Genomic DNA, 16101 nt, shown 5'->3' on the forward strand with positions numbered 1-16101 from the left:
CAGCCCAATCACACGGCTTTTCGTCTTTGCCGCACGGCTTTTGCCGGGTTTCCGGCATAAACCGTCCATGGTTCCATATCGCGGAAACTGACACCGCGCGCGCCAAGCACTGCGCCTTCACCCACATTCACACCGGGACCGACAAACGCTTCAGCGGCGATCCAGCCATGCGGGCCAATATGAATGGGCGATGCCGTGAGCGGAAAATCGGCGCGGTCGATATCGTGGCCCGCCGTGCAGAGATGCGCGCCTTGCGAGATGATGGCAAAGGGCGCCAGCGTGACATTGGCGACATTGTAGCAGTGTGCGCCGGGACCAAGCGAGGAATGCGCACCCATGATGAGATTGCGCGGCCACCAGATGCGCGCGCTGCCGCGCACGATGGCAGTCTTGTGGATTTTTGCGCCGAACAGCCGCAGCACCATGCCGCGCCAGCGCCAGAAAAACGAGGGCGTCCAGGCGGCGAGCACCAGCCATGTCATTTGCCAGCCAAGACGCTGCAGCCGGTGCTGCAAGGTGAATGTCGCCCCGCCTTCCAGCGGACGCGAAGCATCTTTTCGTCCCGCAATGGACGCTGCGGATCGGGGACGGGGGTGATTGGGCATGGCGGTCATGATGGGTCATCCCCGGATGAGTTGCGGTATCGACCCGGAAGGCGATACCGGCAAGTGGACGGAGCGGTTGCGAATGACGCAGACAGACAGGATCGGAATGAGAAACAGGGCCATGTGTATCCAGACTGTGATCACCCAGTCTGTCTGATGCGAGATGGCATGCATGGCGGGCACGATAGAAAACATATAGACGAGCTGCCCGAGCATCTCACCTGCCATGGCCGTTTCCCAGAGGCGTCGAATGACCCAGGCCAGCAGCAGGAATTTCAGCGCGCCGAAATACCAGAATGATGAAAAGGCATCGATCAGCCCGGTTTCGGTCGTGCCGGTCAGCGGGTTGTAATTGCGGTCAGGCTTCGGTGTGGACAGATAGAGACTGTCCTTTATCTGGCTGCCGACGAGTTGGGCGGGCACATAGGTGAAGACGATCCGGTTCCAGTGGAACTTGCCGTAATCGAACTCCAGTCGCCGGTCGATCTCATCCATTCGCAATACGGCGTTGCGCATTTCGGGGCCGCCGCGTTCCAGCGTTTCCTCGAAATTGGCCGCATAGTCGATATCGAGAATCTGGTCGAGGACGAACCCCGAGGCAGCACGCGTCACCTGACGGTAATCGCCCATGCTGGTCATCAGGAACGTGCCTGCAATGATGCCGATGAACATTAATGTGCGCGGCACTACCCAGCGCCGGTAGAACCAGAAAGCAAGCAGGAACATCAACAGAAGCTGGATGGCCTCGGCGCGTTTGCCGGTAACGACGATGCGGTCGAGATAGAACACCAGATCAAACAGGATGATGCCCAGTGCGAGCCACGAGCTGCGCCGGGCAAAGCAAAGCAGCGCAATCGCGAGACCATAGGGCATGAGCTGCGCGAAGAAGAGCCAGATGACGGGCATGCCGGTCATCTGCACGCCGATGGATACTTCGCCGGGCAGGCGGCTCAAAAGGAAATAGAAGGATGCGCCGAAAACCGATAGCCCGGCAGCAGCCCATAAAAGCCGCCTTTCGCTGAAGCTCATGCTGAGGAATTTTATCGGGCGGTTCCCCATCTGCCAGCCGAGCGCCAGAGCAAGCAGAGCCAATATGCCCATCACCATGGTTTTCGCATAGGCGCCCGCGGGTATGAACTGGTCATACACCAGGGCTGGAACCTGCGGCAGGATGAAACCGAAGGTCATTACACCGGCCAGAAACGGAAATTGATACATGCGCTCAGGCCGCCCCAGAAAGCCGGTGGCCAGAAATGCCACAACCAGAAGAACGAACATCCATGTCAGCGAGAGGTTCACAGCCCGTCCTCCGTCGATTTGCAGATTGAGGACAGGTTGAGCGCTGGGCCGTGCCCGGTCAGATCCTGCGGGAAGATGCGGCCGGACAGCAGATACCAGCCAAGCTTGACATATTCCTTGGCGATCACCTCTACATCAGTGCGTGTGGTGGGAAAGCCGATATGTTCGTCGCTGTCATTGACAGGCGCGGACACGAAATGCATCTGCGGGCAAACGGCGCGAAAGCTCGCAACAGCGCGGCGCGAGTGATACCAGTTGGTGACGATAAGCGCGCTCTTCGCATTGATTTTGCGCATCATAGGGGCGGAATAGCGCGCATTCTGCCAGGTGCTGCCGGAATAGCATTCCACGAAAATAGCCGATGGCGGCACACCTTCGCGCACGATGATCTGCTTGTTGAAAAGGCAGTCGCCATCACCGGTGACGAGGATATAGGGCGAGCGCCCTTCCTTCCACAACCGTGCCGCCTGTTCCGCACGCGGCTGACCGTCACCGCCCGGCACGACGATCACATCGGCCCGGCTGCCGTCGTCCGGCAGTGCCAGCAAGGGTTCAGAGAAGAACATGGCGGCCAGTCCGAAGAACACGGCGCAGGGCAGAAGGGCGAGCAACATCATACCATGTGTCGCTCCGGTTTTTTGGCGTCCAGCGGTCGCTGCTGGACAGAAGAGCGGGAAGGCTGCGCGCTCTGACGGCTGCGCTGCTCTTCCATCTTGACGACGATCATGAACTCATAGGCTGCAAGCAGGCGGCAATAAAGATAGCCGGGCTTGCCATCGAGAAAACCGCGCCGCAGCACATACATGTAGAAAAAGCGCAGGCTTGGACGGAAGGGCATATTGTAGGACAGCGATTTCAGCGCACGCCGCCGTCTCTCAGGCTCGGTGGAGAAAATACCACCCCAGTCGATGTGCCGTTCCAGAAGGCGCGCTGCTGAAAGGTCGGCTTCTACCGAGGAATAGCGGTTGTGTTTCGCGTACCAGGCTTCCAGCCCCTTGTTGAAACTGTAATGGATGAAATGCGCCTGCAATTCGCCGCCCGGTCCACCACTGGCACGGGAATGCACCGAGCGTTCGAAGCGGACACGGTCGGGTCTGACAAGGCGGGTTATCCAGGTCGGGTAAAGGCTCGCATGGCGTATCCAGCGCCCCATGAACATATTCTTGTAGCGCGCCTTGAAGAACACTTCCGGTCGATCAGGATCGGCGGCAATAGCCAGCATTTCGTCGCGCAGGTCCGGCGGCGTGATTTCATCGGCGTCAGGCGTATAAACCCAGTCATGCTTGAACTTGATTTCCGTAAGTCCATACATGCGCTGGCGGTCCTCGGTGTCATAAGCATGGCTATAGACCCGCGCGCCCGCAGCCTTGGCGATTTCCACGGTGCGGTCGGTGCTGAATGAATCGAGCACCACGATATCGTCGCACCAGGCAAGCGATTCCAGACAGGCGGGCAGGTTCATTTCCTCGTTGAATGTCATGATGAGCGCGGAAACGGTCATGAAGTGGTCCCCGGAAATGTGAGATTGGGTTTTGCCGTCTTGGCTGTCTCGGAGATTGTCGCGGCAACGACGACAGCGGGACGTGTGCCTCTGGTCATGCGCAGCACGAAAAGCGTGTGCAGCGTGGCTGGCAGCAGGAGCAAAGCCAGCATGATCCATGCGGGCACACCGGCCCGGATCGCGATATAGGCGATCGCGCCAGCCAGCAGGTTGAGCGCCATCACAGCCATGGCCGTTTGCCCGCAGCTCAGGCCAGCATCCATCAACAGGTGGTGCAGGTGCTGGCGGTCGGCGGAAAACGGGCTGCGTCGCGCGCCAAGCCTGCGGATGATGAGGCTCAGCGTATCAATGACGGGAACGGCGACGACCCACAGCAGAACAGGGAAGGCGATGGCGGGTTCTCCACTTGCGAGGATGAGGGATGTGCCCGCAAGGGCCGCACCCAGAAGGGTGCTCCCGCCATCGCCTAGGAAGAGGCTGGCCTTCATGCGCCAGCGGTGGCGCATATTGAAGACAAGAAAGCCCAGGCACGCCGCCGCGAGCGCCAGCGTCTGAAGGCCGAGCCGATGCTGTCCAAAGTCGAAGCCGATCACGGCAAGCCAGAAAAAGGCAGCGGCACTGGATGCGCCTGCCAGTCCATCCACGCCGTCACTCATATTGACCGCGTTGATAAGGCCGACGATGAATGCCAGTGCAAGCAGCAGTGAAAGAGGCCCCATAAGATAAACGCTGCCGCCGTCTGCGGTCAGGCCGGAAGGCCAGCCGATAGTCATGCCGAGACTAAGCCGCTCAATATCGGCCATTCCGATGATCAGGGCCGCGGCCAAAAGCTGGATGGTCAGACGCGGCATCACCGGCAGGTTGAAACGGTCGTCCAGCACGCCTGTGACAAGAACGACCGCCAGACCGGGCAGCAGCTGCAGCATATTGGCTTGCTGGGAAGCCCCATGCACAATCGAAGCGGCGATGGCGAAGGCCAGAAAAATCGCAATGCCACCACAAAGCGGCACCGCACCCTCATGCCGTTTCCGGTCGTCCGGAATGTCGATGAGATACCATTCGCGGGCCAGTTCACGGAAGCCGATGCAAAAGGCGACCGAGAGGACGAAGGCCAGAAGCGTGATCCAGGAAAGATTGCTCATGTCTCCTCCGAGGCGCGAAAGAAGGTCTATTGTTCTTTTTCCTTGCTGCATTTCCCAACCGAACCGCGTGGCGATTCCATTGGGAACGTTCTGGAATTTTTACCCAGTCAGCTGATGTCCCACGACTTGGCTTTAGAGCGAGCGGCATACCCCTTTCAGGTCAGGCGCTAATACCATCGGTGACATTCCCCGCGGCGGGCGAAAGGCTATTCTGAAGGCGCCAGGAAGCCGGGTGGACTTTTCCGCCCGGCACGGTTGCGAGGGGGTATCGCATCTTGGAAAATTGTCTGCCGGAAATGTCGGCGCTCCCGCTGTTCTTCGTTACACGGAGCCGATCATGAAAAATCATCGCCGGGGCTTCGTGATTGCCACGCTGGAGCAATATGCCGGATTGCTGTGCAATTTTCTGACTGTCGTTGCGGTTTCGCGTTTTCTGGGGCCGTCCGAGACCGGCATGGGCGTTGTCGGCCTCAGTGTCGCGGCGATTGTCTTTTCGCTGCGTGAATTCGCAAGCGCCGAATTCCTGATCCGGATCGAGAAGGTCGAGGATCGCGATATCCAGACGGCATTCACGTTTTTGATGAGCGTGACGCTGGTGCTGGCCGCAGCGCTCTTTCTGGCGCGCGATTATTTTGCCGTCACCTATCATGATCCTCTGCTGTCGCTTTTTCTCACCGTCACCATCATCGCGGCGGTGATCGAAAGCGTTTCATTGCCGGTTGTTGCCCTGTTGCGGCGCGACATGGCTTTTGGCGCTCTGGCGCGCATTCGCACCGCCGGTTCCGTTTGCGGCGCAGCCATAACCATCGCAATGGCCTGGTGGGGCGTGGGGCATATGTGCTTCGCCTTCGGATCGCTGGCTGCGGCGGCAGTCACAACCGCTTTTGCGGCAGCGCTTTATCCATTGGGTCGACTGCTGCGCCCATCGCTCGCAAGTATCGGCATGGCGTGGCAATTCAGCATGTATCTCGGGAGCAGTGCGGGGTTGAGCAAGATTTGCGAGACTTTTCCGCAGCTTATGCTGGGGCGTTTCATGCCCGCCGCATCCGTCGGGATCTATAATCGCGCCAGCACATTGAGCGGTTTGCCCGACCGGGTGTTTCTGTCGGCGATCTTTACGGTCGCCTTTCCGATGCTTTCCGATCAGGTTCGGGCGGGTGTGGATATAGCGCAATCCTATGTGCGCGCGCTGTCCTATATTTCGGTTGTTTACTGGCCTGCGCAGGCGCTGCTGGCGTTGCTCGCTTTTCCGGCGGTCCATCTGGTGCTCGGACCAGACTGGTATGGCGCAACGTCGATTGTCGTCATCATGTGCCTCTCCAGCATGTTCTGGTTTTCGGTCGTGTTGACCTATCCGCTTTTGATGGCGCTCGGCGCCAATCGCGATGCCTTCATATCCAACCTGATTTCACGCGTGGTGACGGCGATCATTCTTTGCGTCGCCGCTTACCATGGCCTGATGGCGGTAGCGCTCAGCCTGTTCATCAGTACACCGTTCCAGATGGTTGTTTCCGTGGTCTATGTGCGCAAGCACGTGGCTTTTTCCTACCGGATGCTGGGCGTCGAATTGTTGCGTAGCGGGTTCGTAACGCTGCTGACGCTTGCCATTCCGGTTGCAATGATTGCCGCTGCTGGCACATTGGAAGTTCATTGGGGCTTGGGTTTTGCCATCGGCCTTGCTGGTGTCGCCAGCTGGATCGGAGCCGTGCTGATCACGCGCCATCCTTTTGCATCGGAAATCACACCGGTCCTTGGATGGGCGCTCAGTAGAGTTGCGGGTCGTCTTGGCCGGTTGGGACGCGGGCGTTTCTCCACCTCCACGCCAGCCGAATGAGGAGATCGAGTATGAGACAGCCAGGTGTCGATGTCGTCATTCCGAATTACAATTACGGCCGCTATCTCGGCATCTGTGTTCGCAGTGTGCTGTCGCAGGATATTGAAAACCTGCGGGTGCTGATCATCGATAACGCCTCTACTGATGACAGCGCCGATGTGGCGCGTGCGCTCGCTGCCGAAGATGCGCGGGTGGAACTGCTGCTGAGGCCAGTCAATAAGGGCCAGCATGCCTCGTTCAACGATGGTATCGACTGGGCCAGCGGCGACTATTTCGTTTTGTTGTGTTCCGACGACTTCATCGTTCCCGGCGCGCTTCGACGCGCATTGGCGATCATGGAAACCGATCCAACAATCGCATTCTCCTACGGGCGCGACGTTGCGGTGAATGGCGACGCACCGATTCCCCCCATCCCGCCCCAGCCGGACGATGTGCCCTGCCGCGTCGAGACAGGCACGGCCTTCATCGAGCGCTTTTGCCGGCTCGGCGTGTTCCAGTTGCCGGGTTCGGCGATGGTGGTTCGCACTGCGGCGCAGAAAGCGGCGGGACACTATGTCGAGGCCCTACCGCATAGCGACGATTATCACATGTGGCTGCGGCTTGGATTGCAGGGGAGGATTGCCGAACTGGACTGTGTTCAGGGCGGTACGCGCTCGCATGGGCAGAACCGTTCGCAGCAATTGCGCGACACCCATCTGCTGCATATTCAGCACACGGCGGATGCGGGCGAGTATTTTTTTACCCGTGAGGGGCGTGTCTTGCCCGATTGCGATGCTTTGCATCGCATGGCGCGCCGGGGCATCGCGGAACGGGCCTATTGGTCAGCCATATCCCACCTGCTGCGTGGTGATCCGGCCTGGCGGCAGCTTCTGAAATTCGCAGTGTCGCAGCGGACACAGACGGCTTTTATCCCGCCGGTCAATTATCTCCTGCACCGGCCCGATACGAAGCGGCGCTTGCGCAGCTACGTCGATACGATGCTAGCTCGCCCTCTGGCGGCGACCGGGCGACAATAGACGAACGCTTTTCCGTTTCGTCAGCAGTTGTACGCGCAAGGTCTCTTCCTGCTGCGCGAGTTTCAGCCGATATTGGGCCACCCCGGCCTCAACACTTTCGGCCAGTTGTTGACGCCGGGCGAACATATCATCGATTTGCGCCAGAATGGTTTGCGGGTCGAACCGTTCGATATGATGGCCAAAGCCGTCAAGGCCGGTATCGTGCAGCAGCGCCTCGTTTTTCGCGGCATAGCCGAGCGAGATTGCAGGGCGTCCCATGGCAAGTGCGCAAACAATGTTGTGATAACGGCTCGCCACCACGATATCTGTTTTCGCGATCTGCTGCATTAGCTCGTGCAGAGACGCGACAGGCTCGATAATAATCTTCGCGGCGTCCGGTGAATCGATCCGCGCCATCAGATCGCCGATGGCCTGAACGTCGCCCTTGTCGCCGGTGAGCAGCCGCACCTCGCGCCCGCTGGCCAGAAGTGTTTTCGCCAGTTCTGCGATTTTGCCGAGATAGGTATCATAGATGTCCGAGGCGTTGGCCGCTCGCCTTTTCCACCCGCGATAGGTCATGACGCCAAGGCCCACGCGTCCGGCAACGCTGTCATGGATTGCGTTGCTGGCCGGTGGCAGCGCGAAGGCAATATCTGCGCTCACCGTATCGCTGCGCGCACTAACCCCCAGCGATTTCATGAAATCGTGAGAGATTTCATCGCGATAAGAGCGGAACACTGCGGAGAGCGCCGCCTTGCGGAAGAAAAAACGGCTGACCGGATGATCGGCAGGCCCGGCGCCAACGGACACGAAGGCAAGCTTGGCGCGGCCAAGGCGTGCCGCCAGACACCAGCGCAGGATGACGAACGGCCAGCCGAACGGACCTTCGTTGAAGTCGTCGAGAATGCCCGTGCCGGGCACGATGATGATGTCGAGGCCGTGTGCGACGGAAATTGCGGTGAGAAATCCGGCGAGCCGTCGTGGCAGCTGAAGCAGCGCCTTGTCGAGCAGGCGAAAGAGGTCGCTTTCTAGCGCGGGGTTTCCCACCGGCACTGTCGCGACATTGTATTTTTCCGAGATGATATCGGGGCGCGCGCAGATGCATAGCAGATCCGCATCGGGACAGTTGCGTTTCAGTAATTGCAGCATGGCTTCCAGAGAGCCGTCATTGCCTGCATTGCCGGAACCGAACTGTCCGAAAAGGCCTATTCTCATACTGGTGTCTCCAGAAGCGCCCCCGAAGCGCCTGTTGCACGGTACTCTGGGATCACCGCGCGGGAAAACTGGCAGAAGGGGGAAGCCCATCGTCTAATGTAGGATGGAGCATACCTCTCTTACCCCTCATGGCCAGAATGCGCCCGCCTGCGAATTCGATACACTGGCAGCGGTATATCAACTTGCCCCCTCGATATACCGGAACAAGGCTTCGAGGGACATTTTCCCTCGAAGTCTGGTTTCCGGGGTCCGAGCATTTCCAGCAAAAGTGCGAAGCGGTTTTGCGTGGGATAATGCGACGGAAAACCAGCATTTCCAGCAAAAGTGCGAAGCGGTTTTGCGTTGGAAATGCGGACGAAAAGACATTTAGAGCGGCACCCCTATTCAAGTGTAATGGAGCCGCTCTAAAGGGGGTGTTTACGATGAAATGTGCCTACTTCGTGCGCCCGCACATAGGCGGGACCTATTCGGTTTTCACGCGGATGCGTGCGTCACTGGCGCGCTCGGACATTGAACTGCGCTGGCTTGCAACGGGGGCTGCGGGCGATACCGTCAGCGTGCCGGAAGGGCAGGGGCTGGAGGATGCCGAGCGGCAGGGCGACGCCATTGACCGGATGGGTGTTCTCGATGAAGAAACCCGCGCAAAGCGCATTGTGGATTTTCTGCGCGATAATCGGTTCGATGCTGTCTTCGTCAATGTGCTGTCGCAGCGTTTCGAAACCAATCTCGTCCGCTATCTGCCTGCCGATATTCTGCGCATCATGATCGTCCACAGCATCACGCCCGGCACTTACGAGGCGGCACGCGCAATCCGCGATCATGTTCATGCGACGGTCGGCGTCTCCAACCGCTGCCGCGACGATCTTGTTCGCGGCTACGGTTTCGATGCGTCGCGAACGCTGGTGATTCCGAACGGGTTGAGCCGCGATCCGCATATCGGGCGCGCCCCATCGCGTAATGCAGATGGAAAGCCGATCCGGCTTTTGCATCTGGGTCGTATAGACGACAGTTCGAAGGGTGTGTTCTGGCTGCCGGGCATTTTGCGGCGGCTCAGCTGCGATTATCATCTGACGATTGCAGGCGATGGGCCGGACCTCGAAGCGCTGCGCCACAAGCTGGAACCATTCGGCGACAAGGTCAGCTTTACCGGATGGGTCGCGCCTTCCGATGTGTCATGGCTGGTCAGTCAGCACGATGCGCTGGTCATGCCCTCCCGCTATGAGGGGTGCCCGATGACGCTTATGGAAGCGATGAGCCAGGGGTGTCCGGCCATCGTATCGCGCATTGCAGGTGTGACGGATATGATCGTCACCGATGGCGAAGACGGGATGCTCTTCCCGATTGGCGATTGCGGGCGGGCGGCGGCACAGATTGACCGGCTTGCCGGTGATCCGCAATTGCGCAACCGCATGGCGGAAGCGGCAGTGCAGAAAGTCACTTCGACTTTCGACAGCGATATTGTTGGGGGCGCTTATGTAAATCTGCTGCAAAAGCTGCACCGGGACCGTCCGGAAATCGCGCCGCCACTGGCCTTGTCGCAATGGTCTATGCCGAATGCGCTGCACAAGAATTTGCGCAGCCGCCTGCCGCAGCCGGTCAAGAACTGGCTGCGCCGGATAAGGGAACGAATGTATGCGGGATGGTCCGCAGCCTGACCGGCTGCCGAGCAATCGAAGGTATTCGCCATGAATCTGTTCACATCGCAGTTTCGCAATTCTCAATTGTTGGGTAGCAAGGCCCATGCGCTTATACCCGGCGGCTGCCACACCTATGCCAAGGGCGACGACCAGTATCCGGTCCTCGCTCCGGGTTTTATCCAACGCGGTTGCGGCTCGCATGTCTTCGATGTCGATGGCAATGAATATATCGAATATGGCATGGGCAACCGGGCCGTGGGGCTGGGTCACGCCTATCCGCCGGTCTTGAAGGCCGTGCGCGATGCGCTGGAGGATGGGTGCAATTTCACCCGCCCGAGCGCGATGGAAGTGGATTGCGCGGAGCGTTTTCTTGAGCTGATCGACAATGCCGAGATGGTCAAATTCTGCAAGGATGGTTCTGACGCTACATCGGGCGCAATGCGTCTGGCGCGGGCCTATACCGGGCGCGACATGATCGCCTGCTGTGCGGACCACCCGTTCTTTTCCACCGATGACTGGTTCATCGGGACGACGAAGATGAATGCGGGCATTCCGGCGTCAGTCTCGGCCCTGACGGCGACCTTCCGCTACAACGATCTCGCCAGCGTAAAGGCTCTGTTTGAGGATTATCCGGGGCGTATTGCGGCTATCATTCTGGAGCCAGCGCGTGCCGATGATCCAAAGAAAAATTTTCTGCATGAAGCGATGCGCATTGCCCATGAAAATGGTGCGCTTTTCGTGCTCGACGAAATGATCACTGGCTTCCGCTGGCACAGCCAGGGCGCGCAAAAACTCTACGATATTGTTCCGGACCTTTCCTGTTTCGGCAAGGCGCTCGGTAATGGTTTTGCCATTTCGGCGCTTGCAGGCAAGGCGGAATATATGCAGCTCGGCGGCCTCAGTCAGACCGAGTTTCCGCGTGTGTTTCTGCTGTCGACCACGCATGGTGCCGAGACCCACGCTATGGCCGCTGCCATGGCGACAATAGCGGTTTATCGCGATGAACCGGTTATCGAGCACCTGTATGAACAGGGGGCCAAGCTTGCGAGCGGTATGAACGAGGCGATCACCCGCCACGGCTTAAGCAACTATGTCAGCACGGTTGGACGCGACAGTTGCCTCGCCTATGCGACGCTGGACGAAACCGGCGCGCCATCGCAGGCGTTCCGCTCCCTGTTTCTTCAGGAGACCATCCGGCGTGGTGTGTTGATGCCTTCGCTGGTGGTCAGTTATACCCATAGCGATGATGATATCGCGAAGACGGTCGATGCGATTGACGGCGCTCTTGCTATCTATGCGCGGGCGCTGAATGACGGTGTCGAGACCTATCTGACAGGACGTCCATCGCAGGTGGTCTATCGCCGCTTCAATGAAAACGTGAATGCATGTCCGCCCGCGACGCTATGAGAGGGATGCTGGCAGGTTTGCTTGCGTTTGTGTTGCTGAATGGGGCGACGCAAGCCGCGACGGAGGTCAAGCTGCCGATCCATGTCAGCGAAAGCCACCGCTATTTTGAAGATGCATCCGGCAAGCCATTTCTCATGCAGGGAGACACTGCATGGTCATTGATCGTTCAACTCAAACGCGATGATGTGGATCTCTACCTGAAAGACCGCCGCAAACGCGGCTTCAACACCCTGTTGGTCAATCTTCTGGAACATCAGTTTTCCAGCAATCCGCCTGCCAATGCCTATGGCGACAAGCCGTTTAAAGATGCAGCTTTTGGCGCGATCAATCCGCGCTACTTCGACCATGCCGCATGGGTCATCGAGCGGGCGCAGACGCTTGGTTTTGTGGTTCTGCTGGCCCCGGCCTATCTTGGCGCCAATGGCGGCGGGCAGGGCTGGTATCTGGAAATCGAAGCCGCAGGGCCGCAACGGATGCGCGCCTATGGCGAGGCGGTGGCGCGCCGCTTCGCCAAATATACCAATATTATCTGGGTGTTGGGCGGCGATTTTGATGCGCCGGATAAAAGGCTGGTGTCCAGCCTGGCCGACGGCATCGCGGCCGTTTTGCCGAATGCCCTGCAAACCGTTCATACGCGCCGCAACACCAACACCGCCGAAATCTGGTCCGACGCCAAATGGCTTTCTATCGACACCGTCTATGACTATGACGATGTTCATAGTTCCGTGCTTGCGCAGACCAAAGCCAACCGAATGCCGGTCATTCTGGTTGAGACGCTCTACGAGAATGAGCATGGAACGACTGCGCAAATGATACGCCGGAATGCTTATGGCGCGCTGCTGGCTGGAGCGGTCGGGCAGTTCTTCGGCAATAGTCCGATCTGGCATTTTGGCGGGCCGGGCGTGTTCGACTCCGATCGGGACTGGCGGCAAGAGCTGAACAGTCCGGGTGCGCGGTCGATGACGGTGCTGCGAAAGCTGTTTGCGGTGCTGCCATGGACCGAACTCCAGCCCGACCGCAACGGCCTGATTACCGATGCGCGCAACCTTTATGCTGCATCGTTTTCCGGCGGGACTGGAGCGGTGATCTACGGCGAAGGGGGCAGCTTTTCCGTCCGTAAGGCCGCAGTGAAAACTGGCGATGATGTCGTCTGGATCGACCCATCTTCCGGGATAGGGATACAAGCGGCCACGCCGCAGGAAGATGGCCAGACGCTGACCTTTCGCACCCCATCAGAAAAGAATGCGGGCGGGGACGGAGACTGGATATTGCTGATCGGTAAGCCGGGCCGATTTGCGCTTAACCGAAAGGGGTAAGCGCTACGCCCTTCCGCTGCCGTGCACCCCGCTTGTCTTTAACCGGATATGCCTTCGGTCAAATCGCTACCCCCACTGCTGCGTGATTAACTTGGATTATTGGGGATGCAGAGGAAACGACTATGAAAGTGCTGGTTACCGGAAGTCAGGGTTACATCGGATCGGTCATGGTGCCGATCCTCGTTCATGCGGGCCATGAGGTGTCGGGCTACGATATCGGTCTTTACGAACATTGCCTGTTCGAAGAAGGTGGTGCGGTTGTTCATGTACCGACGCTGCGCAAGGATGTGCGCGATGTGTCGCCGCGCGATCTGGAAGGTTTCGATGCAGTCATTCATCTGGCCGCGCTGTCGAACGATCCGCTGGGCAACCTCAATGAAGAACTGACTTATGACATCAACCACCGCGCCAGCGTGGCAATGGCGAAAGCCGCCAAGCGTGCGGGCGTGGGGCGTTTTCTCTTTGCCTCGTCATGCAGCAATTATGGCATCAGCGATGCCGATCTGATCGACGAAACCGGCGAGTTGAAGCCGGTGACGGCCTATGGCCGCTCGAAAGTGCGCGCCGAGCAGGAAATCCGTGAGCTGGCCGATGCGAATTTCTGCCCGGTTTATCTGCGACCCGCAACGGCCTATGGCGTGTCGCCTTTCCTGCGCTTCGATATCGTGCTGAACAATCTTGTCGCCTGGGCCGTGACCAAGGGGCTGATCTATCTGAAATCAGATGGCACGCCATGGCGGCCTATCGTGCATATTCGTGATATTTCCCGAGCCTTCATGGCGGCCATGGAAGCGCCGCGCGAAAAGGTCTTCAATGAAGCCTTCAATGTCGGCTCCACCGAACACAATTACCGTATTCGTGACATTGCGGGCATTGTCGCCGAGACGGTGCCCGATTGCCGGATCGAATTTGCCGAAGATGCCGGCCCGGATACACGGTCCTACCGTGTCAGCTTCGAGAAGCTGGCGCGGGTTCTGCCCAACGCAAAGCCGCAATGGGATGCGGCGGCGGGTGCGGAAGAGCTTCTGGCAGCCTATAGCCGCTCGACCCTGACGCTTGAAGAATTCGAAGGGCCTCGGTTCCAGCGCATCGCCCATATTCGCAAGCTTCTGGAGGAAGGTGTTCTCGACAGCGATCTGCGGCGCGTGGAGCTTATGCAGCCGCCGCTCAGAGCGATCGCATGATGGATGCGCGGCCAGCAATCACGGACATGCACCGGTCTCCAGACGGGCAGGCGATCTATGATCTGGCCGCGCAGCTTTATCCTATCTGCCGCAGTCTGACGGGTGAGGGCGTGCGGGACACGCTCGCCATTATTGGCAGGCATTTGCCGCTGGAGATTCACGAGGTGCCGACCGGCACCCCGCTTTTCGACTGGAAAGCGCCGCAGGAATGGGTGATCCGCGAAGCCTATATTGCGAACAGAAACGGCCAGCGGATTGTCGATTTTGCGCGGCACAATCTGCATGTGGTGAACTTCAGTATTCCTGTACGAACAAGGCTTTCGCTCGAAGCCTTGAGAGGCCACATTCACACGCTGCCCGATCAGCCGGACCTCATTCCCTACCGTACCTGTTATCATGCGGAGGACTGGGGTTTCTGCATGGCGCATAGCGACTTTCTGGCAATGGCCGAGGGAGACTATGACGTGGTTATCGATGCCGAGCGGCGCGATGGTGCGCTCGTCTTCGGGGAGTTCACGCATCGCGGAACAACGGACGAGACGTTTCTGATCTCCGCGCATCTTTGTCACCCATCGCTTGCCAATGACAATTGCTCAGGTCTGGCATTGCTGACGCTTCTGGGGACGGCGCTTAAAGCGCGCTCCACGCGGCTGACTTATCGCTTCCTGTTCGGCCCGGCGACATTCGGCGCGCTTGCCTGGCTGAGAGAGAACGAGCCGCACCTTGACCGTGTCAGTCACGGCCTTGTCCTGTCCTGCGTTGGCGATGATGGCGGGCCGAATTACAAGCGCAGCCGTCGCGGCAACGCGGCGATCGACCGGATCATGGGGCAGGTGCTCGCGCAGTCCGGTCTGGCCGGGGCGACAATGCATGATTTCTGGCCCTATGGATATGATGAAAGGCAGTTCTGCTCGCCGGGGTTCAACCTGCCGGTCGGCATGTTTCAACGCAGCCTTTATGGCACTTTCTCGGAATATCATACCTCAGCGGATAATCTGGATTTCATCAAGCCGGAATGTCTTGAGCAATCTTTCAATCTCATCATGCAGGCCATTGATATAGCGGAGCGAAATTGGATTCCGCTCAACACCTCGCCAAAGGGCGAGCCGCAACTGGGCCGTCGTGGGCTTTACGGCAAGACCGGTGGTGACAGCCGTGCCGCGCAGGAAGCGATGGCCATGCTCTGGATTCTTAATCTATCTGACGGCGGCGCGTCACTTCTCGACATGGCCGAGCGGTCGAAATTGCCTTTCGCAACGCTCGCCGGGGCTGCGGAGAGATTGCGCGATGCCGGATTGCTGATCGAGTTGAAGTAATGGGCCTAAAGTAAAGGCCAAGAGCGGTCCTTGTCCGAAATCACGCTGGGCTGGTTCGGCCACGGTATGCCGAGCGCCGGATCATCATAGCGCAGGCCCGTTGCATGGTCCGGCGTGTAGGGATGCGAGATCATGTAGCGGATGAGGACATTATCGGTAAGCGCCTGAAATCCATGGGCGCAGCCTTCCGGTATATAAAGCTGCACGCCATTTTCCGCCGAAAGCTCCAGACCAACCCAGCGCATATAGGTGGGCGACTTGGGGCGTATATCGACCAGCACATCCCAGACCGTGCCTTGCAGGCAGGTGACGAGTTTTGTCTCCGAATGCGGGTCATGCTGGTAGTGCAAGCCGCGCAGCGTGCCTTTCTCACGCGAGAAGGAAAGGCTGTGTTGCGGATAGTGCGTTTCCATCTGCCGTTCGGCAAAAGCCGTTTCGGAATAAACCCGCGCAAACCAGCCGCGCTCGTCCTCCATCCGTTCCGGCTCGATAGACCATGCGCCATCAATGTTCAGAGAAGTAAACCGCATATGGAACGCCCCGTTTCCGCCTGCCGACATTCTGACAGCGTGGTCAGCGCCCGGTAGAGCCTTCTTCGAGGGACGATCTTCACCTTCCGACGTAGGGCTTTCCCCCGGATGGGCGAGCGG

The 16101-nt window shown here is 58.9% G+C and carries 14 protein-coding genes; 7 read left to right on the forward strand and 7 right to left on the reverse strand.

The window, feature by feature from the left end; translation table 11 throughout:
• Nucleotides 1–8: 8 nt before the first annotated feature.
• The 5 genes from D8666_RS15875 to D8666_RS15895 are packed head-to-tail and all read right to left on the reverse strand — an operon-like array spanning nucleotide 9 to nucleotide 4547.
• Entirely contained in the window at nucleotides 9–605 is a 597-nt protein-coding gene (locus tag D8666_RS15875; RefSeq protein ID WP_121538803.1) for an LbetaH domain-containing protein, read from the reverse strand.
• Nucleotides 606–620: 15 nt separating this feature from the next.
• Nucleotides 621–1904 carry a hypothetical protein gene (locus D8666_RS15880; RefSeq protein WP_109367695.1) on the reverse strand — a complete coding sequence of 428 codons (1284 nt, stop codon included), beginning with the start codon at nucleotides 1902–1904 and terminating at the stop codon, nucleotides 621–623.
• Nucleotides 1901–2518: a YdcF family protein gene (locus D8666_RS15885; protein WP_371830835.1), complete on the reverse strand. Its 618-nt coding sequence runs from the start codon at nucleotides 2516–2518 to the stop codon at nucleotides 1901–1903. Before D8666_RS15885 ends, D8666_RS15880 begins: the two co-directional genes overlap by 4 nt.
• Entirely contained in the window at nucleotides 2518–3405 is an 888-nt protein-coding gene (locus D8666_RS15890; protein ID WP_109367693.1) for a glycosyltransferase family 2 protein, read from the reverse strand. The genes D8666_RS15885 and D8666_RS15890 overlap by 1 nt, the downstream gene beginning before the upstream one ends.
• Nucleotides 3402–4547 carry an MraY family glycosyltransferase gene (locus tag D8666_RS15895; RefSeq protein ID WP_109367692.1) on the reverse strand — a complete coding sequence of 382 codons (1146 nt, stop codon included), beginning with the start codon at nucleotides 4545–4547 and terminating at the stop codon, nucleotides 3402–3404. Before D8666_RS15895 ends, D8666_RS15890 begins: the two co-directional genes overlap by 4 nt.
• 337 nt (nucleotides 4548–4884) lie before the next feature.
• Between D8666_RS15895 and D8666_RS15900 the strand changes: the two genes are divergently transcribed.
• Nucleotides 4885–6381, forward strand: coding sequence for an oligosaccharide flippase family protein (locus D8666_RS15900; protein WP_109368016.1), 1497 nt, complete (start codon nucleotides 4885–4887; stop codon nucleotides 6379–6381).
• A gap of 11 nt (nucleotides 6382–6392) precedes the next feature.
• Nucleotides 6393–7397: a glycosyltransferase family 2 protein gene (locus D8666_RS15905; protein WP_109367691.1), complete on the forward strand. Its 1005-nt coding sequence runs from the start codon at nucleotides 6393–6395 to the stop codon at nucleotides 7395–7397.
• On the opposite strand, the gene D8666_RS15910 is transcribed toward D8666_RS15905, so the two are convergent.
• Nucleotides 7362–8591: a polysaccharide pyruvyl transferase family protein gene (locus D8666_RS15910; protein WP_109367690.1), complete on the reverse strand. Its 1230-nt coding sequence runs from the start codon at nucleotides 8589–8591 to the stop codon at nucleotides 7362–7364. The genes D8666_RS15905 and D8666_RS15910 overlap by 36 nt on opposite strands.
• 422 nt (nucleotides 8592–9013) lie before the next feature.
• On the opposite strand from D8666_RS15910, the gene D8666_RS15915 reads away from it, so the two are divergent.
• The 5 genes from D8666_RS15915 to D8666_RS15935 all read left to right on the forward strand — a co-directional run bounded on the left by D8666_RS15915 (nucleotide 9014) and on the right by D8666_RS15935 (nucleotide 15451).
• Entirely contained in the window at nucleotides 9014–10246 is a 1233-nt protein-coding gene (locus D8666_RS15915; protein ID WP_109367689.1) for a glycosyltransferase family 4 protein, read from the forward strand.
• A gap of 30 nt (nucleotides 10247–10276) precedes the next feature.
• Nucleotides 10277–11635: a glutamate-1-semialdehyde 2,1-aminomutase gene (locus tag D8666_RS15920; protein ID WP_109367688.1), complete on the forward strand. Its 1359-nt coding sequence runs from the start codon at nucleotides 10277–10279 to the stop codon at nucleotides 11633–11635.
• Nucleotides 11614–12951: a glycoside hydrolase family 140 protein gene (locus D8666_RS15925; RefSeq protein ID WP_371830831.1), complete on the forward strand. Its 1338-nt coding sequence runs from the start codon at nucleotides 11614–11616 to the stop codon at nucleotides 12949–12951. The genes D8666_RS15920 and D8666_RS15925 overlap by 22 nt, the downstream gene beginning before the upstream one ends.
• 122 nt (nucleotides 12952–13073) lie before the next feature.
• Complete coding sequence (locus D8666_RS15930) at nucleotides 13074–14135, forward strand: NAD-dependent epimerase/dehydratase family protein (protein ID WP_109367687.1); 1062 nt, start codon at nucleotides 13074–13076, stop codon at nucleotides 14133–14135.
• Nucleotides 14132–15451: a DUF4910 domain-containing protein gene (locus D8666_RS15935; RefSeq protein ID WP_109367686.1), complete on the forward strand. Its 1320-nt coding sequence runs from the start codon at nucleotides 14132–14134 to the stop codon at nucleotides 15449–15451. The genes D8666_RS15930 and D8666_RS15935 overlap by 4 nt, the downstream gene beginning before the upstream one ends.
• 5 nt (nucleotides 15452–15456) lie before the next feature.
• Here the strand turns inward: D8666_RS15935 and rfbC are convergent, their stop codons facing one another.
• Entirely contained in the window at nucleotides 15457–15981 is a 525-nt protein-coding gene (rfbC, locus tag D8666_RS15940; protein ID WP_109367685.1) for a dTDP-4-dehydrorhamnose 3,5-epimerase, read from the reverse strand.
• Nucleotides 15982–16101 lie beyond the last annotated feature (120 nt).

Origin of the sequence: Ochrobactrum soli (genome assembly GCF_003664555.1) — a bacterium.
In the GTDB taxonomy this organism is placed as follows: Bacteria; Pseudomonadota; Alphaproteobacteria; order Rhizobiales; family Rhizobiaceae; genus Brucella; species Brucella teleogrylli.

What these genes read in the sequence shown, in the direction of transcription:
- D8666_RS15925 (WP_371830831.1), top strand. Translation starts at nt 11,614, where the DNA reads ATGTCCGCCCGCGACGCTATGAGAGGGATGCTGGCAGGTTTGCTTGCG.
- D8666_RS15895 (WP_109367692.1), bottom strand. Translation starts at nt 4,547, where the DNA reads ATGAGCAATCTTTCCTGGATCACGCTTCTGGCCTTCGTCCTCTCGGTC.
- rfbC (WP_109367685.1), bottom strand. Translation starts at nt 15,981, where the DNA reads ATGCGGTTTACTTCTCTGAACATTGATGGCGCATGGTCTATCGAGCCG.
- D8666_RS15935 (WP_109367686.1), top strand. Translation starts at nt 14,132, where the DNA reads ATGATGGATGCGCGGCCAGCAATCACGGACATGCACCGGTCTCCAGAC.
- D8666_RS15900 (WP_109368016.1), top strand. Translation starts at nt 4,885, where the DNA reads ATGAAAAATCATCGCCGGGGCTTCGTGATTGCCACGCTGGAGCAATAT.
- D8666_RS15920 (WP_109367688.1), top strand. Translation starts at nt 10,277, where the DNA reads ATGAATCTGTTCACATCGCAGTTTCGCAATTCTCAATTGTTGGGTAGC.
- D8666_RS15930 (WP_109367687.1), top strand. Translation starts at nt 13,074, where the DNA reads ATGAAAGTGCTGGTTACCGGAAGTCAGGGTTACATCGGATCGGTCATG.
- D8666_RS15905 (WP_109367691.1), top strand. Translation starts at nt 6,393, where the DNA reads ATGAGACAGCCAGGTGTCGATGTCGTCATTCCGAATTACAATTACGGC.
- D8666_RS15915 (WP_109367689.1), top strand. Translation starts at nt 9,014, where the DNA reads ATGAAATGTGCCTACTTCGTGCGCCCGCACATAGGCGGGACCTATTCG.
- D8666_RS15885 (WP_371830835.1), bottom strand. Translation starts at nt 2,518, where the DNA reads ATGTTGCTCGCCCTTCTGCCCTGCGCCGTGTTCTTCGGACTGGCCGCC.
- D8666_RS15910 (WP_109367690.1), bottom strand. Translation starts at nt 8,591, where the DNA reads ATGAGAATAGGCCTTTTCGGACAGTTCGGTTCCGGCAATGCAGGCAAT.
- D8666_RS15890 (WP_109367693.1), bottom strand. Translation starts at nt 3,405, where the DNA reads ATGACCGTTTCCGCGCTCATCATGACATTCAACGAGGAAATGAACCTG.
- D8666_RS15875 (WP_121538803.1), bottom strand. Translation starts at nt 605, where the DNA reads ATGCCCAATCACCCCCGTCCCCGATCCGCAGCGTCCATTGCGGGACGA.